Source organism: Paenibacillus sp. J31R109 (assembly GCF_059692055.1).
Genome location: NZ_JCAUAR010000001.1, coordinates 200,805 through 224,266, shown reverse-complemented (window position 1 = coordinate 224,266; position 23,462 = coordinate 200,805). Strand labels below are relative to the sequence as shown.

General features: G+C 44.1%; 19 protein-coding genes and 1 pseudogene. 7 read left to right on the top strand and 13 right to left on the bottom strand.

Annotation, left to right across the window (positions count from 1 at the left end):
* Nucleotides 1-70 precede the first annotated feature (70 nt).
* Nucleotides 71-496, bottom strand: coding sequence for an L-fucose mutarotase (fucU, locus tag AC58QT_RS00855; protein WP_497408069.1), 426 nt, complete (start codon nt 494-496; stop codon nt 71-73).
* 129 nt (nt 497-625) lie between these two features.
* On the opposite strand from fucU, the gene AC58QT_RS00850 reads away from it, so the two are divergent.
* Entirely contained in the window at nt 626-1,645 is a 1,020-nt protein-coding gene (locus tag AC58QT_RS00850) for a LacI family DNA-binding transcriptional regulator (protein ID WP_497407339.1), read from the top strand.
* 11 nt (nt 1,646-1,656) lie between these two features.
* On the opposite strand, the gene AC58QT_RS00845 is transcribed toward AC58QT_RS00850, so the two are convergent.
* On the bottom strand, nt 1,657-2,244 hold the full coding sequence (locus AC58QT_RS00845) for a hypothetical protein (RefSeq protein WP_497407338.1): 588 nt from the start codon (nt 2,242-2,244) through the stop codon (nt 1,657-1,659).
* 230 nt (nt 2,245-2,474) lie between these two features.
* Between AC58QT_RS00845 and AC58QT_RS00840 the strand changes: the two genes are divergently transcribed.
* Nucleotides 2,475-3,545, top strand: coding sequence for a bifunctional 3-deoxy-7-phosphoheptulonate synthase/chorismate mutase (locus AC58QT_RS00840; protein ID WP_497407337.1), 1,071 nt, complete (start codon nt 2,475-2,477; stop codon nt 3,543-3,545).
* Nucleotides 3,546-4,048: 503 nt separating this feature from the next.
* Here the strand turns inward: AC58QT_RS00840 and AC58QT_RS00835 are convergent.
* The 5 genes from AC58QT_RS00835 to AC58QT_RS00815 all read right to left on the bottom strand — a co-directional run bounded on the left by AC58QT_RS00835 (nt 4,049) and on the right by AC58QT_RS00815 (nt 8,137).
* Nucleotides 4,049-4,558, bottom strand: coding sequence for a hypothetical protein (locus tag AC58QT_RS00835; protein WP_310226739.1), 510 nt, complete (start codon nt 4,556-4,558; stop codon nt 4,049-4,051).
* A gap of 104 nt (nt 4,559-4,662) precedes the next feature.
* Nucleotides 4,663-5,508, bottom strand: a complete 846-nt coding sequence (locus tag AC58QT_RS00830) for a helix-turn-helix domain-containing protein (protein ID WP_497407336.1) — start codon at nt 5,506-5,508, stop codon at nt 4,663-4,665.
* Between the two features lie 206 nt (nt 5,509-5,714).
* Nucleotides 5,715-5,927, bottom strand: a complete 213-nt coding sequence (gene tatA, locus AC58QT_RS00825) for a twin-arginine translocase TatA/TatE family subunit (protein WP_056609959.1) — start codon at nt 5,925-5,927, stop codon at nt 5,715-5,717.
* Between the two features lie 21 nt (nt 5,928-5,948).
* Nucleotides 5,949-6,512 (bottom strand): RidA family protein, encoded by a 564-nt coding sequence (locus AC58QT_RS00820; protein WP_310226733.1) that lies wholly within the window; start codon nt 6,510-6,512, stop codon nt 5,949-5,951.
* A 17-nt stretch (nt 6,513-6,529) separates the two neighbouring features.
* The gene (locus AC58QT_RS00815; RefSeq protein ID WP_497407335.1) at nt 6,530-8,137 is read right to left on the bottom strand and encodes a flavin monoamine oxidase family protein; all 1,608 of its coding nucleotides are present in this window, start codon (nt 8,135-8,137) and stop codon (nt 6,530-6,532) included.
* Between the two features lie 221 nt (nt 8,138-8,358).
* Here AC58QT_RS00815 and AC58QT_RS00810 point away from each other — a divergent pair, with 221 nt between their 5' ends.
* The 3 genes from AC58QT_RS00810 to AC58QT_RS00800 all read left to right on the top strand — a co-directional run bounded on the left by AC58QT_RS00810 (nt 8,359) and on the right by AC58QT_RS00800 (nt 10,348).
* Nucleotides 8,359-8,589 carry a MerR family transcriptional regulator gene (locus AC58QT_RS00810; RefSeq protein WP_497287882.1) on the top strand — a complete coding sequence of 77 codons (231 nt, stop codon included), beginning with the start codon at nt 8,359-8,361 and terminating at the stop codon, nt 8,587-8,589.
* A 32-nt stretch (nt 8,590-8,621) separates the two neighbouring features.
* On the top strand, nt 8,622-9,380 hold the full coding sequence (gene tatC, locus AC58QT_RS00805) for a twin-arginine translocase subunit TatC (protein WP_497407334.1): 759 nt from the start codon (nt 8,622-8,624) through the stop codon (nt 9,378-9,380).
* An 80-nt stretch (nt 9,381-9,460) separates the two neighbouring features.
* Nucleotides 9,461-10,348, top strand: a complete 888-nt coding sequence (locus tag AC58QT_RS00800) for a LysR family transcriptional regulator (RefSeq protein WP_497407333.1) — start codon at nt 9,461-9,463, stop codon at nt 10,346-10,348.
* Nucleotide 10,349: 1 nt separating this feature from the next.
* Here AC58QT_RS00800 and AC58QT_RS00795 read toward each other — a convergent pair whose 3' ends face one another.
* The gene (locus tag AC58QT_RS00795) at nt 10,350-11,693 is read right to left on the bottom strand and encodes an APC family permease (protein WP_497407332.1); all 1,344 of its coding nucleotides are present in this window, start codon (nt 11,691-11,693) and stop codon (nt 10,350-10,352) included.
* A gap of 295 nt (nt 11,694-11,988) precedes the next feature.
* Between AC58QT_RS00795 and AC58QT_RS00790 the strand changes: the two genes are divergently transcribed.
* Complete coding sequence (locus tag AC58QT_RS00790; protein ID WP_497408068.1) at nt 11,989-12,474, top strand: phage lytic cycle repressor MrpR family protein; 486 nt, start codon at nt 11,989-11,991, stop codon at nt 12,472-12,474.
* Nucleotides 12,475-12,579: 105 nt separating this feature from the next.
* Here AC58QT_RS00790 and AC58QT_RS00785 read toward each other — a convergent pair whose 3' ends face one another.
* From AC58QT_RS00785 to AC58QT_RS00765, 5 genes and pseudogenes are all read right to left on the bottom strand, one after another.
* Complete coding sequence (locus AC58QT_RS00785) at nt 12,580-13,500, bottom strand: EamA family transporter (RefSeq protein ID WP_497407331.1); 921 nt, start codon at nt 13,498-13,500, stop codon at nt 12,580-12,582.
* Complete coding sequence (locus AC58QT_RS00780; protein WP_497407330.1) at nt 13,497-14,666, bottom strand: iron-containing alcohol dehydrogenase; 1,170 nt, start codon at nt 14,664-14,666, stop codon at nt 13,497-13,499. Before AC58QT_RS00780 ends, AC58QT_RS00785 begins: the two co-directional genes overlap by 4 nt.
* A 147-nt stretch (nt 14,667-14,813) precedes the next feature.
* Nucleotides 14,814-15,338: a sensor histidine kinase gene (locus AC58QT_RS00775; RefSeq protein WP_497408067.1), complete on the bottom strand. Its 525-nt coding sequence runs from the start codon at nt 15,336-15,338 to the stop codon at nt 14,814-14,816.
* A pseudogene (locus AC58QT_RS00770) lies at nt 15,318-20,006 on the bottom strand (ATP-binding protein); the annotation flags it as partial. The gene AC58QT_RS00775 and the pseudogene AC58QT_RS00770, both read right to left, overlap by 21 nt.
* 38 nt (nt 20,007-20,044) lie before the next feature.
* The gene (locus tag AC58QT_RS00765) at nt 20,045-21,691 is read right to left on the bottom strand and encodes a hydroxysqualene dehydroxylase (protein ID WP_497407329.1); all 1,647 of its coding nucleotides are present in this window, start codon (nt 21,689-21,691) and stop codon (nt 20,045-20,047) included.
* Nucleotides 21,692-22,190: 499 nt separating this feature from the next.
* Here AC58QT_RS00765 and AC58QT_RS00760 point away from each other — a divergent pair, with 499 nt between their 5' ends.
* Nucleotides 22,191-23,405, top strand: a complete 1,215-nt coding sequence (locus AC58QT_RS00760; RefSeq protein WP_497407328.1) for a PASTA domain-containing protein — start codon at nt 22,191-22,193, stop codon at nt 23,403-23,405.
* The last annotated feature ends 57 nt before the right edge of the window (nt 23,406-23,462 follow it).

The window sequence follows — 23,462 nt, the reverse complement described above, 5'->3', positions numbered from 1 at the left end:
CCTCCTCGATATGTAAAAGCTACTACTCGCTAATCTCACGCTTCGTAAATTAGAGTTATCGATAATTCATTTACTGGCTAATTACGCCTTTTCTTAAAATAATATTGGCATACAGCGCCTTTTCACTTGTCGCCACAATCGCATAAGCTTTCTTAGCGCGCTCATAAAAAGTAAACCGTTCCACGTACGCAATGGCCGGAGTCGCATGTTCTCGAATGATCCCCTCGTATTCACTCCAAATCGGTGTTTCGACAGGATCACCAGGAACGACAGCCATGAGCGCAACAGGTTGTTCGCCGTATGTATCTAGTGGATACAGCGATAACACCGCTTTCAATAGTTCCGGTACGCCATGACCATCACAACGCAAAAGCCGGTTTGTATGACTAGCAGCCGGGAAATTCCCATCTGCCAAGATGATTTCATCCCCGTGTCCCATCTCCATTAGCACTTTGAGTAGCTCAGGCGAAAGTATGGAAGGTATCCCTTTTAACATCATCAACATCTCCTAGTTAAATGTGTGTTACCGATAACTCAAAATTAACAACTTTATAGCTTGCTGTCAATCCTTTATTTCTATACAATATGAAATAAACATAAACGGCCTAGCAAAGGAGAGTACCCAGTGATAACAATCTATGACATCGCCGAAAAGGCCGGAGTTTCCGCGATGACGGTTTCCCGAGTGATCAATAACACAGGGCGCATCAGCGAAGAGACGCGCAAGCGCGTGCGGAAAGTCATGGAGGAGCTCCACTATATTCCGAATGCTCTAGCTCGAAGTCTCGTATCCCAGAAGACCAACCTTATTTCTTTACTTATTACGGATATTACGAATCCGTTTTATACAACCTTAGCCCGAGGCGCTGAAGATGCAGCGAAAAAGGCGGGATATCGGTTACTTTTTGCCAATAGTGATGAGGATTATGTGAAAGAGAAGGATTACGTAGATATGATTCTCTCTACGCGTGTCGATGGCGTTTTATTCGCACCAGCTGGCGATCACTCCCATGACAACTTGCTGCAGCTGCAAAAGCATCAGATTCCATTCGTCGTATTAGATCGTGAAATTCCTGGGATTGATGCAGATGTCGTCCTTGGGGATAGTAAAGAAGGTGCCCGCAATCTTGTGGCGCATTTAATCGCGCTAGGTCATCACCGCATTGCGTTAGTGAATGGTAAACAAGACGTGTCAACGGCTCGACTGCGATATACCGGATACAAAGAGGCCCATCTCCTTAATGGTCTTGCTTTGGATGAGTCGCTTGTTGTACATCTTGGTTTTCGAGATTTCCAAGATGATTCCGCCCTCGATGAGCTGTTCCAGCTTAATGACCCGCCTACCGCTATTTTTGCAGCTAATAATATGTTGGCCGTGGGTGTTATTCAATCGCTGCGTCAGCGTGGTTTACAGGTACCAGGGGACATTTCTGTCGTTTGCTTTGATGACTTCGGACCGACTGGCGCGATTAACCCGTTTCTCACTGTAGCCGCTCAACCGGCATATCAATTCGGCCAGCTTGGCATGCAACTCCTTATAGAACGTATCGAAGGCAACTCACGCGTAGAATCTCGCAGAATTATGCTGCCATCCGAGTTAATCATTCGTTCATCGACGCAACAACTTTTACCGCTCACAACATAGAGAATTAGAGGCTATTGCTCTTCCCATTTATGAACAATAGCCGCAATGATCTCTTCTTTCGTCTCCTCCGTCAACCCATTCCGAAGCTCCGTTATAAACTCAATAAATAACAGCGATAAGAGCTCATTCATCTCCATATTCAATCGTTGGTGATGCTTCCAATTCATATCATCGAAGAAAACACGCATCCGATTAACCTCAGCGGGGTGTAATCGGACATTTAACGTTAGAAAAGCAGCCCTCTCTGCTTGGCTACTCTGAAAGGAGAGCCCCCACTGAAAACCGGGAACACTTCCGGGATTTGGTCGATCAGCCGCGTTAGTACTCGCAACAACACCGCCAAATTTACTCCTCAATTGCAAAATGTATGTATATAGATCTTTACCTTTGCGGACGTGATCCATAAAATTATCGAATAAAAGCTTAACGAGAAACGTTTTGTTGATGCCATTCAGCTCATCTTGCGATGTGTAGACGATATCCTCCAAGAAAGCATCTGCTCGATCAAAATAGTCGCGAGGTGCTCGTACTTTAACCGTATGGTAGATGTCCGTCTCTCCCCTCTGAAATAAGCCCGTCCATGATTTTAATGTGAGCATCGCGCATACCCCCTTCTTCTCCCTCTTAAACTATTATTCCAAATCTAGCACAATAATGACTACAACACGGCTCACTTGAAAAAAAGCTGGCATCTCATAAACGATTTACATACTTTTTGCATACACTGGTTAAAATGAACCTGCTTCTTAGAGGTAATACCATGCTCCTCGTCCTTAGTGACGGTGGGCTTTTTGCTGTTAGATCCACGCAATTGAAAGGAGGACAGCGGATGGAAGATACGAAGTTAGATACACTCAGGGGACGAATCGATGAAATCAATCAAGGACTCTTGGATCTACTCTCCGAAAGAGCGCAAATTGTCCAAGAAATTGGATTCGAGAAAGAAAAACAAGGCGTGCCAAAATTCGATCCCATGCGTGAGAAAAGCATGCTTGATGCATTAGTCACTCGAAATACAGGCCCGTTCGAGGACGATACCATTCGTCACCTGTTCAAACAAATTTTCCAAGCTTCGCTATCCTTGCAACAAACGGAACATAAGAAACAGCTGCTCGTTAGTCGAAAAAGACAGCAAGCCGATACCATCATTCAACTTGGACCCGCTGCTATCGGAGGAAGTAAGCCCATCATGATCGCAGGTCCCTGCTCTGTCGAAAGCTACGAGCAAGTACGCGCGGTCGCTGCCGCCTTGAAAAACGCTGGCGTCACGGTTATGCGCGGAGGCGCCTTCAAACCTCGTACATCTCCCTACGACTTCCAGGGACTTGGCTTAGAAGGATTACAAATTCTCAAAGAAGTTGCCGATGAATTCGGACTCCAGACCATCAGCGAAATCGTGGATCCCGCACACATAGAAACTGCAGGTCAGTACATTGATGTGATACAAATTGGTGCAAGAAACATGCACAATTTTGAACTTCTGAAAGCGGCCGGCGAGGTTCGTATACCGATTCTTTTGAAGCGCGGCTTATCGGCAACGATCGATGAATTCCTTCATGCTGCTGAGTATATCCTCTCTCGAGGCAACACCCAGGTTATGTTGATTGAGCGAGGCATCCGCACCTATGAACGGGCAACGCGGAATACCCTCGACATCTCCGCTGTTCCGATTCTCAAGCAAGAGAGCCACTTGCCTGTCCTCGTCGATGTGACCCATTCCACCGGCCGCAAGGACATTTTCGCACCTTGCGCCAAGGCTGCTCTAGCCGCAGGCGCGGATGGGATTATGGTGGAAGTCCACCCGAATCCACCGACAGCCCTATCCGACGCACAGCAGCAGCTGACCATTGAGGAGTTCAATCAGTTTTACGCTGCGATCCAGCGTTCAGGATTGCTTTAATGGCGGTGCTGCTGCTGCAACTCGAAAAATTCGAGTTACGGCAGCAGCTTGGGGCCTCTCGGGTGCTGTAACTCGAAAAATTCGAGTTACGGCAGCAGCTCGAGGCCTCTCGGATGCTGCAACTCGAAAACTTCGAGTTACGGCAGCAGCTTGGGGCCTCTTCGATGCTGTAACTCGAAAAATTCGAGTTACGGCAGCAGCTTGGGGCCTCTCGGATGCTGTAACTCGAAAAATTCGAGTTACGGCAGCAGTTCATGGCCTCTCGTGTGCTGTAACTCGAAAAATTCGAGTTACGGCAGCAGCTTGGGGCCTCTTCGATGCTGCAACTCGAAAAATTCGAGTTACGGCAGCAGCTTGGGGCCTCTTCGATGCTGCAACTCGAAAAATTCGAGTTACGGCAGCAGTTCGGGGCATCTCGGGTGCTGTAACTCGAAAAATTCGAGTTACTCCCCCGCAGAAAAAAAGCCCCAACTCCACTAGAAGTGGAATTGAGGCTTCACTATCTACACCGTTTTATCTACAAAAGAAATTTTGTTATGCTCAGCAAATTTCTTCAGTTTGGCGGACATCGCCGCGATATCAAAGCGATTCAATGTTTTGTTATAAACCCAACGCGGAGACTTGCCGGTAAGCTCAATAATGATTTGACCAGGCGCGTGTACAATCTCTTTGATATTTTCCGCTCCAAGTACTAATTCACGGGCTAGACCTCGCTTCGAAAGACTCGTTTTCGTAACTCGCAAATAGGGTCTGCGCACAAAATAAATGAGCGCGCCGACGACCAGATAGCTAAGCGTCGTATACCAGTACATCTTGTCCCCTTCGGTTTTCGTCAACGTAAACAACAAGAAGAGCGAAACTACGATGAAAAACGCAGCTAACAAAATGCTTCTTCCTTTAAATACGACCGGACGATCCGGATCTGTTGAAATTGGCGCCTTCCCCTGCTTCGTACGAGTTAGGTTTGCCTTTTTCGTATTTTTACTTACCATTCTTTCCCACTTGCGTGACATGCCTTTCACTCCCTGCGTAATAGTTACCAAAACTCTTCTCCTCATAATCCCACACTTACGTCAGAATGTCGATATTTAGCTTATCTCGTATGTCTAACTATCTCTCACACCTGCATCCGATAGGACTTCGGCGTAATGCCAAGAACGGTTTTAAACACGCGAGAAAAGTAAGATCCACTTTGAAAGCCTACCTCCTGCGCGATAAAGCTGGCTGACTTGGATGTCGTTTCCAGCATGAGACAGGCTTCCTTCAATCTGCGCGAGATAATAAATTCCGTAATCGTTCGCCCTGTTGACTGACGAAAGATATGAGATAGATAAAAGGTGGAAAGATGTAAATCCTCTGACATCCGTTGCAGATTGAATTTCTCCTTATAATGTCTTTCAATCCATTCTGTTATCTGCCCAGCTGTATGATGGATTCTCAGTTTCGGCTTTTCCTTTTGAACCAGACAAATCTCACTTTCACAGGACTCAAGCTGTTGCAGCAAAGCAAGTAAACATAGGACGAATTCTTCCTGTTGCTTAAAAGGGGATACGCGACTCATTTTGCAATGTAGATGTTCATAAAACTTAGCAAGATGTTGTTGATTAGGAATCACCTGACAAGTTAATGACTCCTTCCAAAGCAGGTGAAACCAACTACGAATGCCATTAAATGCATGAAGCGCAGCATCCAATCTGTAGGGATCGAACATGAGCACAGAACGGACAAACGGACCTTGAATTTGAATGCGATGCAATTGAAATGGCTGAAAAATGAGCAGGCTTCCCGGTTCGACGGAATACCAACGTTTGTTCACCTCGACACGACCAACGCCTTCATACACATAAAGAAATTCCATACAGGAATGTGCGTGATAGACCTCCCAATTCAGCTTTCGACTCGATTTCTCGTGATTCAAATGAAAGGGTTCTCTGGTGACATCAACACTTGTGCTAAGTTTCAACAGCCATTCCTCCCGAGATTGGAAATAGTTGGACGCTTCGCGCGTGAGCACACTCTATCACAATTTCGTATCAATGAATTGTACAAAAACTAGGAATTCCTGTGTTTTGTTTAGATGTTGCATGCCTTCATTTGATCAAAAAAAAACAGACCCCGCCATTTTCCCCTTTTCGAGAAAATGGACAGGATCCGTTTTTCCTAAATTACTTATACGTTAACCTTTTCTACCCGTTTGTCCGGCGCTTCCAAATGCTCAGGTGATTCTTTCCCCTCACCAACGAGTTCCCTGGCTGAATTTTTAAATTCATGCAACGTACGACCTACAGCTCGACCAAGCTCCGGCAGTTTAGACGGTCCAAACAAAACCAACACCACAACTAATATTAACATGAGTCCAGGTAATCCAATATTTTGCAGCATACGAACATCAACTCCATTTCCTTAGTCTTGGTTATGGTGCTTAGGATACACAGCTACAGCTTCAATCTCGATCAACCAATCCGAGCTTACGAGGCCGGCAATGCCTACCGTAGAGCGCGCAGGCTTCACAGGATTTTCTTTTGTACCGAAAAATTGCGCATAAGCGTCAAACCAACCTTGATAATCAAATTTACCCTCTTTAGCTGCATCCGGTGTCACATAGACCCTTAGATAAGCGACATCTGCTAGCGTGAGCCCTTTATCTTTCAATTGTGTTTCGATGGCTTTTAGAATGCCGATTCCTTGCGTTTTCGTATCCCCATATCGCTCATAGACGGTCTTGCCATCTTTGTTTATAACAGGCGGCACTGTTCCACTTGTGAATAAATAAGAGGAACCCGCAGGGACTGACACACCCGCAGCAATAGATGAAGCAGGATTGCCATAGAATTCGACTTCATTGATAGGCTCTGCATTGTATTTACTCGATTTCTCAGCACCTGCCGCATATGCACTTACACAAATCAGGCATGAACCAACCGTAACGGCCATGATCGTTTTCCACTTTTTCGTTATGTTCATCATGATTCACTCCTTCTCCTCTACTCTTTCATTACTCGCTCATGAATTTCGGTAACAACTTTCCGCGCAGACTCAATAGCTCCAGCCTGCCAAGCGGTAATGTAGCTGATGTGCTCCCCTGCCAAATAAATACGGCCATCTGGCTTACATAGGGTTGGATAGTAGTTTTTACGATCGTCCGCTGTATAGGAAGCCCAGCCTCCGAGATTATATTTCACCTTTTTCCAATCCACCGAGAAAGAAGCTTCAAATTCTTTGTGATATTGCGGATGAATCTTCGCCCCTTGGCTCAAGGCATAATCTTCACGAGCAGCAAGTGACATATTACCAATTTTATCGGCATTGCCTCCAAACGAATAATACCCAAGTAAAATACCTTTTTTGGAGAAATAATCATTCGGCGGGTAATAGATGTTAGCAATATCCATATTCGTCAAGGAGTTACCGCCATAAATCATCTCATCTTCTTCCCAGAAGCGACGTTTGAATTGGAGACCAATTTTGCCTGCGGAAGCGTAGCTAATTTTCGCAATAGCCGTCGACATCTCAGGGGAAAAGTCCGCTTTAATGTCCTTGAGAACAGGTAACGGGATCGTACAAATACAGAAATCACCAGAAACTTCTTTGTTTGCACCCGTGTTCAAATCTTTATACAAAATACGAACGCCATCCGAAGATTGTTTAATTTCGTGAACTTCCGAATTGAACTGAATTTTGTCGCCTACGCGTTTCTCGAACGCTTTAGCAATCATATCCATCCCACCTACGGGGTGGAACATCATCATTTGCTGATCGTAACCATATTCGCTGCTAAAAAATTGACCAAAACCGGAATTAATAATTGCCTTTAAGCTAAATGGATCCTTGCGAACACCAGAATCAAATTTACCACCTGGCTCTTCTACATACCCCGCCCTACTCGATCCTTTATAGAACAGATCCGCATTCAAATCTCCTTCGCTTTTCAAATATGCAACAAGCTTCGTTTTCTCTTCTGTTGTCAAAGGTAGATCTAATGCTTTCTGATTAACAGCCTTAGCCAGCATCTCTGCGACATAACCGCGCACATCAGCTTTTGCATGTCTCTTCGGAACTTTCACCCCTGATAACTCGCCAACATTTTCATTATAGTAATAACCGCTATCGTTCACGTTGTTAAATGGTTCAATCGCAACACCAAATTTGCGTGCATAATCCAATGTTACATGAAATTGGGGAATGCGCATCGGCCCTGCGTTAAAATACATACCATTATCAAAGCGTGCGACCTGTTTAGCGCCACCCACCTCCGTAACTGTCGTTCCTCTACGAACTGTCCATGCTCGTCCACCAGACCGTGCTCTCGCTTCTAGAATGGTGCACTGATAACCTGCATTTCCAAGTTCATATGCCGCTGTCATCCCGGCAATCCCTCCGCCAAGAATGATGACTTTCTTTCCATTACGGTTTGTCGAGGTAAGATCCCTTCCGGATGGCGGTGTATAATCTGCGGCCTTCATCGTTTCCGGGGAGAGTAGTCCTAAAGTACCCATCACACTGAATATTGCGGCTGACCCTCCTAATTTGCCGACGGTTGTCAAAAATTGTCTACGTGTAATTTGATCTTCTTGGATCGGTGTCTTCTCCATACTTCCATCTCCTCGTGTATAAGTTTGGCTATCCGCTACTTAAACGTAACAGCGAGAAGATGAATAGTCATTATTTTGTGTAAGGTTACGTGACATAAATATTACTTATATCAAGATAACCACCGTTTATTTGATCGATTCTCCATAAAATGATAGAGTCTCATTAATTGGTGTCACATTAAAGTTAATTTACCTTACATTAAAACTGGAGGGATAGGCTGATGATGACAAAGAAGAAAGTCATTCAAATTGGAATCGTAAGTGAACTGACAGGATTAACCGAAAGGCAAATTCGTTATTACGAGGATCGTAAGCTTATTTTTCCAGATCGAAGCAAGGGAGGCGTCCGGAAGTATTCCTTCGAGGATATTCAAACCATTATTGATATACACACGAAGCTTTCTGACGGCTTTCACACCGTAGAATTAAGACGAATGCTGGCTGGCTCCTAGCACACGATTACCAACTAGATAGGAGGACTACTATGCAAATCAAAGAAATGATGTCTTTGGTCGAACATTTGACTGAACTGCGCACACGTATTATTCGGGTCCTTATCGCCGTTATCCTCACCTTAATTCTTGGATTTATTTTCGCAGAGCACATTTTACAATATCTCAAACAATCCCCTGTTGCTTCCGGCATGACATGGCATGTATTTTCACCGATGGATGCCATTCGCATTTATATGCTTCTCGCATTCGCCGTTTCACTCACTTTAACTCTCCCTTTCATTCTCTATCAAGTATGGGCCTTCGTGAAAAAAGGGCTCACCAAAGAAGAACAAGTCGCCACTTTGCGTTACATTCCTTACACGTTCATGTGCTTTCTAATTGGTTTAGCTTTTGGTTATTTCGTTGTCTTCCCGATGTGTATGAGGTTTACAATAGGCATAACTGAAAATTTAGGTTTAACACAGACCTATGGCGTTGCTCAATACTTTAGTTTTATGTTAAACATTATCATTCCACTTTCACTCGCCTTTGAACTCCCGATTGTCGTGATGTTTCTTACGAAACTAAAGCTGCTCAACCCTAAATTACTGAATAAAATCCGTCGCTATGCCTATCTGATTTTAATTATTACGGCCAGCTTGATTTCACCTCCCGATCTTATCTCTCATCTGATGGTAGCCATTCCTTTGTTCGCACTTTATGAGATCAGCATAGTATTGTCTCGCTTCGTTTATAACGGTCAACTTCGGGAAGAAGGTCTTAGACAAGTCGAATACGGCGTCTCTTAAAATAGTGCTACTAACATATTGTCGATTTTCACCAATTCGGATATAGTTACTTCATATATGACCTGCAGAAAAGGTGAACTATGCGAATTGAACAGTTAATCTATATTATCGAAATTAGTCAAACAGGTTCTATTTCTTTAGCAGCCGAAAAGCTTCACGTCTCCCAGCCTAACATCTCTCAAGCCATCGTCAGCTTAGAGGAAGAGCTTGGCGTGAAGCTTTTTAACCGTTCACGTATCGGCGCCGTACCTACAGAAGACGGCAAACTAATTATTAGCAAAGCCATCGAAATTATGAATAAAGTGGAAGAACTTCGTGAAACAGCAGGACATCAATTCAATCAACTTTCAGGCTCTCTTTCCATCGCCTCTGTACCAAGTCTTTGTTTAAGTGTACTTCCCCCAACGTTAGCTATTTTCAAAAATAAACATAAAGATGTCGAACTCGTCATGATGGAATTGAATTATCCACAGATTATCCAAGAGGTTCTAAGTGGACAAGTTGATTTGGGACTCATCGCTGTTTCACGAAATTATCACAATCCACACGCTCAACTAATCTCGGAGCATCTGATGGATTGCCGAATTATGGCCTACGTGGGTAAAAAATCTCCTTTATCCCATCGCAAGAGCATTTCGATTGATGAACTTATACAAGAACCACTACTGATTTCTTCCGATTTCCTGATCAATTTATTCAAACAGCATGGAGAGCCTAACCTGTTATTTAAGTTAGGGAACTCAGAGGCAGCAAAACGAATTATTGCTGAAGGCATCGCGATCGGCTTTTACACCGAGACAGGCATGCGATATGATCCTTATTTGGAAACGGGAAGCATAGTTGCACTGGAAGTCACCGGTGTTGATTTAGAAGTTTCCTTCCGTTCCATCCGATTAAAAAGCCGTCACTTATCCTTACCTTATAAAGAATTCACCAAAGAACTCAAAACCATTATTGCTGCTATGTGAGTTAAGCAATATCACGCATGTTAGCTTGCTTCACCGTGCTAAGTTCTCGCGTTCTCCCCTTGATCAAGGCATAACTGGCAGCAATCCCTACGATCAATACATTTCCAAGCAACAAGGGCAGCGATAACCGACTTAACAATAGGTACCCTTGAAATACGAGCAATCCCACAGCTATCACCACTATCGTGTAAAGTAGGACAGGCCTCATCGTGAAAGGCGCACTCCGATATAAGTCTGGGTATTTACGTGGAAGTTTGGCAGCGGATAGGACGGGGAAAACACTGGCGATGAGCAAGATGCCTACACCTAGTTGAGAAATGGTTGCCAGAGAAACGCCTGTCACAATGGGGATGATCCCAAGTATATAGTAAAAGGTGAGTAACCAGTGCGGAGTTCCGAATCGCCGATTCACCTTTCCAAACCCAGCTGGCAGCCAGCCATCTCGACAGGCAACCAGCATTCCCCTAGTTACCCACGAGAACGTCACATTTAATGTAGATGCCAATGCGAACATCGCGCCACCTATTACAAAAAATAAGAACAAAGGCTTCGGCAGTATCGATGTAGCAACGTCAATCAACGACTCCCCTGCAACCTCCGAGATCGGAAGTACCCCTGTCGCAACAATCCCCATACCAATATAAAGAACGCCTACAATCCCGGAACTAATGAGAATCGCCAAGGGGATATCTCGTTTCGGCCGTTTCATTTCGCCACCGAGTTCAACCACTGCATAGGCCCCGCCAGAAGCAAAGGAGGTCATGCCAACGGCCATCAGAAAGCCACTGATGCCTTGGGGGAAATAGGAACTCGGTTGAAATACCGAATAATCCACCTCAGACATTCCCCACGCAACGAATATCATCAACGATAACAATTTGATTAGAATAAGCACTTTCCCCAATGTTGACATGAATTTAATACCGAACAAGTTGATGAGATAGAAAAATGTCAATACTACAAAAGCTACTGGCATAATCGGAATACTGGCTACGATCCCCTGAAAATACTGCGCAAACGAGATGGCATACACCGCTATCGTTAGATGACCAAATGTAAACAAGCTCAGATACACAAAACCCGCTTGGGGTGAAAGCAATTTAGCCGTATACGCGTACATTCCTCCTGTCGTCGGGATCACAGATCCAAGTATCGCGAGCGGAATCGTTATGATCAGCATAAATACCGATGAAAGCAGAAAAGCAAGCGGAACCCCTGTCCCCGTTAAGGCAATCGCCAAGCCCGTAATGGAAAGTATACCCGCTCCGACCATTTGTCCTATGGCAATGCCAATCGCATCCCGAAGCCCCAAAACTTGCTTCAGTTTCTCTATTTCATTCCCCATCCCCACACCAACCTCCCTCACTATGCTTCTTTCCATTTCTGCGCAAACCAAAGATTCCCTTTTTTCGCAACTTATTTTTGGTTCACACCCTGAATTTGTCGAAATTAGACTAACATTATTTAGGGCTTTTCCCTCATTGTCCCTTCCACTTCTTTCAGCTATAGTTACCTCATAACAAACGTTTTGGCATAATCACCCCACCCATCTCATATCATGTATAGTTACTTATTTCTGAAAACCAAAATGTAATTTTTGCAGAAAACTAAGTTCAAACTTGAAGGGATGCTGATTTCGTATTCTTACTCTAGAGAAAATCCAAAGTATCGAGACACAATGTATCAATCCGCAAGATGCCATTATTATTCGTTTGTTAATCGAGGGCGTCGCTGCTCACGAAATCGTGTATTTAAAAGCGAATTCCTTAGATGAAAAAAAACAAATACTTACTGTGTCTGATGCCATGGGGGGCAAAAGGTACATACACGTATCCAAAACTTGTGTCGAACGGTTTCAAGCCGCTTTGAAGCAATCGAAATATGTAACGAACTCAGGAAAACCTCTTCAACCTACCGTACTGACCAATTTAAGATCAAGCCCTTATTTAATTCGAATGAGCATGTCTGACTATGTCGCTAACAGAGCGATGATTACTGAGCTCGACTCTGTCATTCTACGAACGATTTACATGCGGCTTCGTCGTCTAGCTGAGCACTTCTCTCTTCCAGAGCTTACCCATCTTACAACCGTGCGATTGGAACTGAAGGAACTTGCTCTTGTATAATTTTGATATGATTAATTGCATATATCATCTCTCCAAAGGCCAATCGGCCTTTTTTTGCGCACAAAAAAAGTAGATCCCCCTCAGCTGAGCGGAGATCCACCTGTTTCATTCCGTTTGAAGTCGTTGTACACGTTGTCTTCGTTTCAATAATTCCGGCAGCGCAATACCTAACATGGTTATGAGTACACCTATCCATTGAATCCCACTCACGGACTCGTGAAGAACAATAAACGACATGATTACCGCAGTGGGCAGCTCGGCTGCACTCATAATCGTCGCCATGCCACCACCGATTCGAGGTACACCAATGGCGAAAAATAATGGCGGGATAACCACCCCGAACAAAGCTAACAGCAATGCCCATGGCAATAACGATTCATGCAAGGATCCATTCCATAGGAAATGAGGCGGAAAGATGAGCATCACAATAATAAATGAACCTGTTTGCATCACTGCACCTCGGGTTATAGGGGCAATTTGCTTCGCTACCCTGCCGCTCATCGCGATAAATAACGCATACGTCAAAGCGGAAAGTAATCCTAAACCAACACCGAGCCATGAGGGCGCTTCTAGGTTTCCTTTTAAATAACCACTTGCCATAATGATTCCGATAAATAAGAAAATAAGTGCAATAAGCTTATCTTTACTAGGACGCTTCCGATCTATAATCGCTTCTAAGACGATACCTATCCATGTGAATTGGAACAATAAAAGAATGGCAAAGGATGCAGATACATATTGTAATGCCGCATAATAAAAGATACCCGTTAATCCTGAACTCGTACCCACCAGCATAAGCACAAGCGCTTGGCGAGGAGAGACACGAAACGTTTTGGCTTCAGGTGAACCCATCTTAGCTGATTTAGCTGTCACGAACGCCATCATCCACAGCATGATCAGACCAAAGAAGATTTGTGCACCCACTACCTCACCCACATGAAAGCCTGATTCATAAGCCTTCTTCACAAAGGTCGACAACAGTCCGAAACTGCAGGCACCTATGAGTACGTAAATGTAGTATTTCATGCTAACGACCTCATCAGAATGTCTCTGACGGTGTCTCTTGTCATGATTTTATACTGCCCAATCGAAGGCTTCATAAAAGATTTATGAACTAACTCCTCGATCCTCTGATCATCAATGCCGTAATACCCTAGTTGACTTGGCGCTCCAAGGGAATTCCAGAATTGACGTAAGGCTAGAATACCTTCCGTCGCAACTTCATGATCTGTTTTACCAGTGGCATCAATGCCGAACACAGCCATGGCAAGTTTCTTCATACGCGAAGGATCGTCTTCCGCACAATGAGACATCCAGTTCGGGAACACAATGGCTAGTCCGCCTCCGTGAGGGATATCATAGACAGCGGATAATCCGTGCTCAATTTGATGAGACGCCCAATCTCCTCCATCTGTCCCGCTCGACAACAAACCATTAAAAGCCGTAGTTCCCGCATACATAATCGTCGCCCGATGCTCAATATCATCCAAATTGGCCAATAACTTTGGCGCCGCCTCCATCACAGTCAGCAAGACGGATTCCATAAAGCGATCCATCATCGGAGCATGTTCGGTGCGATGAAAATATTGTTCAAGCACATGTGACATCATATCTACAATGCCATATACCGTCTGGTCCAAGGGAACTGATTTCGTATAGGCTGGATCCAAGATAGAAAAAGTCGGATAAGCGAACGTGCTGCTCCAGCCGCGCTTCTCATTGCGATCCCAATTCGTAATAACCGAAATGTTATTCATCTCCGAACCTGTCGCGGCAAGGGTTAAAACCGTTCCAAAGGGAAGAGCTTGCGCGGGCTCAGCCTTCCTTGTGATGATGTCCCAGACATCGCCTTCGTAATATACGCCTATTGCGATGGCCTTGGCGCAATCAATCACACTTCCTCCACCGACAGCTAAGATGAGATCGATTTGTTCGCTACGGCATAGCTCAATCCCTTTCTTCACGGTTGTCAGCCTGGGATTAGGTTCCACGCCTGACATTTCAACAACTGTCGCTTGCCTATTGTGAAGCTGCTCCATCACAGCATCGTATACGCCATTTTGCCGAATGCTACCTCCACCATAAACAAGAAGTACACGTTTCCCGTCACTTCCTAGCTCCTGGTGCAATTGCTTGATCTGACCTTCACCAAACCATAATCGGGTTGGATTGTACTGAATAAATGATTGCATGTGTGTGTAAACTCCTTCGATGACTAATATCTACAGAAGTATATCACAAGTCGAAATCAATAGCATTGGTAACCCCTACGTTGACAACACATCCTTTCCATAACAAAAAAACGTACACCTCTTAGTAAGGTGTACGTTTTCTTGCACTTATATGCGGTGTAAAGGCAGGGAGAATGAGATGGTGCAGCCATGGCCCAAGCGGCTTTCCGCCCATATTTGCCCACCGTGATACTGCACAATTTCCTTGGCTATCGCTAGACCCAACCCGCTTCCACCAGAGTTACTGCGCGATTTGGATACCTTATAGAACCGCTCAAATATATGAGGAAGATCCTCCTCGCTAATTCCAACACCTGTATCACACACCCGAATGACGAGCTCGTAAGGCTCTTCCCTAATCTCAACGTGAACATCGATGGCACAGCCACTTGATGAGAATTTAATCGCATTGTAAATAATATTGGCATACACCTGTTCAATCCGATCCATATCTACTGTCAGCATTTCCTGTCCATTCATCAGAGCCATGTTCAGTGTGTAGGTGATCCCCGCATTCGTTGCATCTAATTCATATTTGGCAAAAAGTTGACGAACCGCGCTCGCGCAAGATGTTGACGCCAGCCTAAAATGAAACTGCTTCGTTTCTAATCGACTCAGTTGATATAAATCCATAATTAATCGCTGAATCCCGACGATGCGCATATGAACCACGGACAAGTATTTCTTCTGCTCCTCTGGTTCATGAATCACACCATCCAAAATAGCTTCTACATAACCTTGAATCGACGTCAGCGGCGTCCCTAAATCATGCGAAATATTCGATAACAAATCGCGCCGCGAAGTCTCCATCAAGATTAACTCATTCGTTCGTTCTTTCACCTTCGATTCGAGATCATTGTATAATCGCGCATTTTCAATCGAAATCGCGGCTTGCGCGGATAATAACTTAATCACATCCAAACGCTCTGAAGTGAACGCATTACGAATCAAATTATTTTCCAAATAAAAGACACCGACTAAATTACCCTGATGTAGAATCGGTTCACAGAAGATCGACTTACTTTCCGATTGTTTAATATAAAGATCGTTCGCGAAAAGAGTCGAATTCTCCGCATCATCCAGAACAATGCCTTCTTTCATGCGTGCAACATATTGGATCACGGCTTGCGGAACATTGTCGCGTGACTCCAACAAGACTGAGCTAACGATGCAAGAGTCTTTCCCAGCACTTGCAAGCATCTCTGCTTCAACGTACAGACTTTCCTTGTCTTTAAGGACGAGAATACTTCTCTCTGCACCAGAAGAATACGTAACGATTTCCATCAAGCGTTTGATTAGCTGCTCCAAATTGACTTCGCTAGAAAGTGAACGAGATGTATTCATAATGGTTTGAAAATCTATCGCTTGTAAGGAATAATCACTAATTTTGGTCGTGGCCCAATCTGGAGATCCACTCAAGTTGGAGAAATAGGTAGGATATTTCAGCACGAGATGGTCCGCTTTCGCTCTAGCCCCCCAACTCACATAACCATAATAGGCATCTATGAGATAGGTTTTGGCGATTTTCTCGCGTCCAGCTTGCTTATAGTATTTCCCCGCTAATTCTGATGCAATGGCCTCATGTTGGATAAATCCTTGTTCCCTTGCCTGCCGAATGGCATTCTCATACCCTTGCTCTGCCTGCTGACCATATCCTGTCACACGATCCCATTCCGCTCGCATCAGCAGACTGAGGTGCAAGAAATTCTCCGGACAATGTGAAGCCCATTTATCCATTTTCCGAAGCATTTTCTTCACTTGTTTAGCGAACCATTTGCGATCAGAGAGCGAAGCTTCCGGGTACTGAGCGGCAATCGAAAGAACAAAATAGAAATAATTTTCTGGCATATGAAATAATCCGAAAGAGGCGGACTGACGTGACTCTGCTGTTCTGCCCATTTCTACCGCATCTTCATAGTGTCCAAACAAGAACGAAAGCATCATTTTCTTAACGCTATATACGTGAATGATAACTTGATTGGAATGCACTTCTAATTTCTGAACAAATTCTTGCTCCTCTACCTCATCGTTCCCTATAAGTAACGGATTCAGCGTCTTTCCTTCCAAATTCAATATGACCATACGCAGCATTTCCATCATAAGTAAAGTATCATGATGATTCGTTTGTTCCAGAATCCGGTAATTTTTCACTAAATCTTCATACACATCAGAGAGAACAACACCTTGCAAATCTTTGACCAAAACTTGGTACGTAAGTGCATAGCCCGCAAATACCAAGTCACCGTCTTCAATTCCACTTCGAAAAGAATCCTTCAGGAGCTCCAGACTATTAGGAAGCGGCTTCACCCACGGGGTGACAAACAAACCGAACGAAAAATAACTTTTACTCTGGAATTCATGTGACTGAAATCGCTCGTTCATCCGGTTGCCTAGTTGTCCATATAGATAACCGCGTTGATAATCGCCGAATCCCGAGCCCAATATCAAGCCATACGAGCCATACACATACGCCATAGCCGGTGAATTACCAAATTTCAGCGCTAGCTTGGTCATATTAAGCATAAACAGCACGTATAAATTCGTATTCACGAAATAAGCCGATATAGCAACACTCATCATAAGATTCATTAATTTCGTGCGATAGTTATCTTCCATAATCGGTAAATCATAGAGCTGCAACGTATTTCTCAAACCTATTTTCCGTTTCACATCCAGATACGCCATGAAAATACTTGCACTTAAAGGTGCTTCAGGTATCCGAATCCCTTGTTCCGCCAGCACTTTCAAACCCAGTTTAACACTCTGATGCTGCTTGCCAACATTGGTGTATAAGATGACCTGCAAGTTATACAACTCAAGCTTTTGTTCCATCGTTTTCGCCTCTAACAATAGCTGTTCATAGGAAGCTTCCGCTTCGTCAGCTTGACCATTCAAATAGAGGACCTCAGATTTCTCCAAACGAATTGCATAACTTAGCTCATCAAGTTCCATACCCTTAATCTGCTTCAATACATCCAAAGCTTTATTGTAATATTGAAGCGCAGAACGGTACGCATTGGAGGCTTTGGCTTTACGACCTGCACTCACATTATAATCTAGAAGCTGTAAATAAGATGAATGCTCCGTAATCAGTTGTGAACCTATATTTAAATGATTGACAATTTCAAATAAACGCAGCTCAATGTCTTCTTCCGACAATTCACTGAGAAGCATCCGACCGATACCGCGATGCATTTCCTTAAGTTTAGACTCATCCACAGATCCATAAATAGCTTCTTGAATAGAGTCGTGTACAAAAATAAACCGAATTTCACGAGCGACTAATTTACCCATGGCCTCATGATAAAATTTATAATCCATCCCAACCGGGATAATTAATCCATTCTGAATAGCCCCTTCAAGTTCGTGCAAGGCATCAGCAAAGGGGAGTTGCATAATGATCCCTAAAGCCTCCAGGTCAAAAGAAGCGCCTAGACAAGAAGCCAATCGCAGTACATGTTGTGTTTTGGCAGGCATACGTTCTAGCTTCTCAGCTAGAAGAAACATTAAATTATCGGTGATGCGAAGCTTCTGAATCTCGTTCATATCCCATTGCCAGCGATTCATCTCATAATTAAATTGAAGCAACTCTTGCTCATGCAACGCACTTAAGAATTGTTTAACGAAAAATGGATTGCCACCGGTTTTGAGTAAGACGAGTTTCGCCAAGTCGCCAACTTGACCCAACTCCGATTTTAACGATTCGGCAATTAATTGCTCAACATCTTGCAAACCAAGGGCTTTCAACACAATGCGTTCTTCGACCAGACGCGCTGGCAATCTGTCAAGGAGTTGAACATACATAGAAGAAAGACTGTTCTTCTCATATTCACTGCGATAGGAGCCAATAAACAAAAAATATTTCAATTGTGAATCATTCAAAAGTAGATCCAACACCTGTAAGGACGCTGCATCCGCCCATTGCAGATCATCCAAGAACAAAACAATAGGTCGATCTTTCGCACAGAAAATTAACAAAAACTGCTGCAATAAAAAGTGTAGACGATTTTGCGTTTCCTGCGGAGGCAACGGCTTTACAGCAGGTTGATCGCCTATCAGCAGCTCAAGCTCAGGCACGAGATCAATTAATACCTTGCCGTTTGTTCCTAGCACTCTCAGCAAGCGCAAGCGATATTCTGCGAGTTGTTCATCCTTGCTTGTCAAAAGCTGCCTGACGAGCGCCCTCAACGCTTTGGCAATCGCATGGTACGAGACATGATGTTTATTCGGTTCGAAGCGACCCGATAAGAACCAGCCTTCATCCTTCATGATCGTCTTCATCGTTTCGGCGATGAGAAAAGATTTGCCATACCCAGACTCCCCAGTCACCCATACCGTTTCCAATGAGCCATGTACGGCATTTGTATAGACATTCAGCAACTTATTTATTTCTGCAGATCGCCCATACAAGCCCTGAGGAATTTGAAACATATCCGTCATATCATAGCGGCCTACTTTGAAATCGGACATATCTTCACCAGAGTTACTATATAGCATCACTTGTTCTAGATCTTGTATGATGCCATAGGCACTTTGATAGCGATCCTCCGCATCCTTAGATAGCAACTTCATAATAATATCGGATACTGGCTTAGGGATGCCTTTTCTAACACTATCAGGAGGAATAGGAGTCACAGCAAAGTGTCCATGTAACAGTTCCAACGGATCTTCCGATTGAAAGGGAAGTCGTCCAGTGATCATTTCGTAGAATGTCACGCCAAGCGAGTAATAATCAGTGCGATAGTCAATGATCCGATTCATTCGCCCCGTCTGCTCGGGGGACATGTAACTAAGCGTCCCTTCCAACATTAACGGGTCCAGCATTTCTTGACGTTCTCGCATAAACGACGAAATACTGAAATCGCCAAGCTTCATAATTTGTTTCGCCCGATTCATAATAATATTGCTAGGTTTAATATCCTTATGTATGATATAACGTTGATGAACTTCGCCAACGATTTTGGCTAATTGGATAGCTGCCTGTAGAAACGCTTGAAACGATTGTTGAAACAAAGAAAAATACGTTGACAAGGTTTCCCCTTCGAAGTCCTCCATCACTAATGCCACACTATTGTGATACTTAGGCAACGATAGCGGCTTAACAATGCCGGGGATGTCCAACATATGCCCAATTTCATACTCACGCTTCAACCTAGCGATATCGGCTGCAACCGGGAAGTCAGAGCTCATTGTTTTAATGATGACTTTCTCGCCAGTTGACTTGTGAACCGCACGGTATAATAAATGCCGCTCGCCATGATAGATTTGCCTAATAATCTCATATTCCGGTAAAATGATCATGATATCCCCCTAGTAAGTCTCGCTGCTAGTAATAAGAATTAGAGCATCTTTCCATCCCAAGGCAGACCCTTGTCCAAGCGTTTTTTATCATGGATATGATACATCTTCAACACATCGATATGACCCAATTCGAAGGTGTACATCTCCCAAATTTTACAAGGCTCCTCTTCTGACTCATCACATAGCAAAATCGCATTAACAGCCCTGCGCGCCGCTTCATTTGCGCCTTCCATTGTCGCTAAATTTGTGTTGGTACGCACATAGTCGGACGCTAAGAATAGATTCGGAATGCCCGTTAGCGCTTCTGGACGATCTTCCCAAGTCCCTACACGATTAATGAGCAAAGGTTCCATGTTCGTGCAGGCATGTTCTGGATTTACGAATTGAATATCTGTATCTAAGAACCACGAGTGGAGTACAGAATCTTCCAAGATGACAGCTCCGTCAACATTTAAACTCAGCTTCATTTGAGCCCATACCTCAGCTTTAATTTCTTCTGCCGTACAAAGCTTCGCTGTTTTACCAAAAAGGATGCCTGGTGTATCCCAATCTGAGATATCCACGGACAAAATACCTTTCACCGTGCCATCGCCATACTCACTCAAATTAACATCAGGCCAAAATTGTTTCTGTGAAACCGAAGTGAGCGACCACGGAGCATCCAAGTAAATCACATGTCCATGCGTAATGGGAACATCTTCACGCAAGTAATATTGAATCCCGTTCATCCACGCAACGGAATCAACCAGCTTCTGCACACCTTGAAGTGAAGGGTCTATTTCCAGCATTTCATCGGTTATCATTTTACCCATCACCTCAACAGGGAAGGCAGCGATAAAGTAATCGGCTTCAATATCGAAAGTCTCGCCATTCAAGGTTATAGTCGCACTACGAACTTGGCCATCTTGACAATTAATTCGTTCTACATTTGCACCTAAATGATAGTGCAGCCCTTGATCCTGAAGAAAAGTTAACCATGGATAAATCCACTTGTCGTTTGTTGGACCATTCAACAGTCTTACAAAACTCGTGCCAGGGGTCGTTATATCTAATGTCATTTGAACAGCGACTGGTCCAACTGTTTGTGTATTTGCAATTTTAGATTGACAAGCGACAAGCGTTTTCGTAAAACCAGCAAAAATTTTCTGAAATGCAGGGGATTGCTGCTCTGCCTCGATAAATTCCCACCAATCTATTAAATTGTATTCTTCACGAATACGTTCGTCGCAACTCGTCATGATTTGCCACAGCTTACGGCCATACTGTTCCATATCGTCTATTGAAAGTCCCAAATTATTATCAAAAAGATCTTTGATCAGAACCAATAAATTGTCTAAGCTAAATTCTATTTTGGCTAATAAAGGCAATAACGGCGCGGTATAGGTAGCGATATCGAGCCGAGTGACTTCAGTTAAATTATCGTAAACTGTTCCATTCTCGTAGGGAATTCGCTTCAAAGTATCAATGACGTGACGATAGAACCGTGGAAATAATCGAAAACCATGTTCGCCCGGCAAATCCTTTCGTCCGCCAGTCCCACTGCCGACATAAGGCATACTTCTAGCCTTCCCACCGGGTATTTGCTTAAATTCATAAACAGATACTTCATAACCTCTTTCGATTAATTCGTGAGCAGCACTTAAACCAGCGACTCCGCCACCCAAAATTGCAACCTTTTTCAACACATTTCCCCCTCGATTGGCGTTTTATGTAAATTATTCTGATTCTCTTATCATATCATTTAGGACATTTGAAGCATAGAAGAATCCTAGTAAAACAAAACCTTTCTAGTACCACACGGATAGCACTTCCCATCTTTTCACACAATTTTCACAAGATTATTCCAAAATGCAGGAAAAAGTTGTACAGTAAAGTATAAGGAGCTCTTATACATGGTCCATAGTCCACAAACGCCGTCCAAATACGGGAATGGGGGTATATCTCCTTTCTGAAGCCTTACTATTGTGCAGCCATTTTGGCACATTACTCGCTATTGGACTCGCTTTATCATCCATGCCATCGCCATACAGGTATTTCGAACTATTTTGATAAAATTCCACAAATTTTTCACTTGCCCATGTATTTTTTTGTAACGAGTACTCCTAAATTCCTATCCGCCTTCGAATCCTTTATAATAAGTGTAAGTGCAAACCAATCACACACGCCAGAGAGGATGGTTATTCCATGCCCGATCGAATAGGTACACGATACGTGCCAAGTACACAAATCGTCTCTTTCCCTCATGGAACTCTCCATTATGGTGATGATGTATTTCTGACCCGCAAAGTATTACTGTATCGTAACGTGCTTCGTCACAATCAACTCGGTGTCGATTACATAAGCTCACTCCAGGATAAAGCTGCGTTTATTCACGACGGATTCCATCACATGTTGGATACATCTATCGCTGAAGATGCTGTCACCATTATCTTGCAAGCCAAAAGTGGTTCCCTCTTTTCCGATACGATGTACAAACATAAATGGTCTTACGCAGCCGTTGTCGCTATTATTAGCGACCTGGGTGTTTCTTTGTTGGATGCGATGGAGGAAAAGATTACAGGCTTTTCCGTCCGTCCAAATAACCTATGGATTACGGATCAGAATAAACTTTCCATCATCAACTACTGGGAAGCTGATGAACACGAAGAGCAGAGTGCCATTGGGCTTTGTCGCTTAATGATTCAGTTACTTACCGGGAATGAAATCATCTCCGATAGGTTCGAGGTTATGCATACGAGTCTGGAGCGGGCCTCCATTCCAAGTGCAACGACAGAGCAGAAACTTGCGCTTATTCGCCTCATCAAATTTATCTGCCATGGGCAATCATCCCTTTCTTCGCTCGTATTCGGACTTCGGAGCTTACCTCCTGCCGCACCAAGCAGTATCAGCGAGCAGATAACGGCTCCTTTCCAGCTCGGAGCAGTGGAAGAGGCCGTTGATACTCAGCCTGATTCACAGCGTTCGCGCTTGGACACTGAGAGCCTTACGCGTTCAACGCGTTCAGCTAAACGAATTGCGCTAGGTGCCGTTTCAGCACTAGTTGTTGGCGGCTTTGCCGTATGGTATCTTTGGCCGGAGCCTAAAGTCGTCCAAACCGTCGTCATCATCTCGCCTACACCTACGAGTACGCCTGACGTGAGCGTAAGTCCAAGCGCCACCGTGACTGCGAGGTTGACGAACACTAAGGAACCCTCCGAGAAAACCGTCGTACCGAATCTGGTCGGCCAAACGCAAGAGGCTGCGGAGCAAATGGCCCTAGCCGCCGGACTCCACTATAATTTTCTCATCGAAACTAGCACACAAGCCAAAGGTATCGTCACAAGGCAGGAGCCAAAAGCTGGAACAGAAAGCTTAAAAGAGGATAATGTAACGTTTTGGGTGAGCAAGGGGGCACAGTGATAGGATACGCGTTGGAGTAGTTAATTTTTCTCATATTCGCTCTTTTTGGCATTTAGA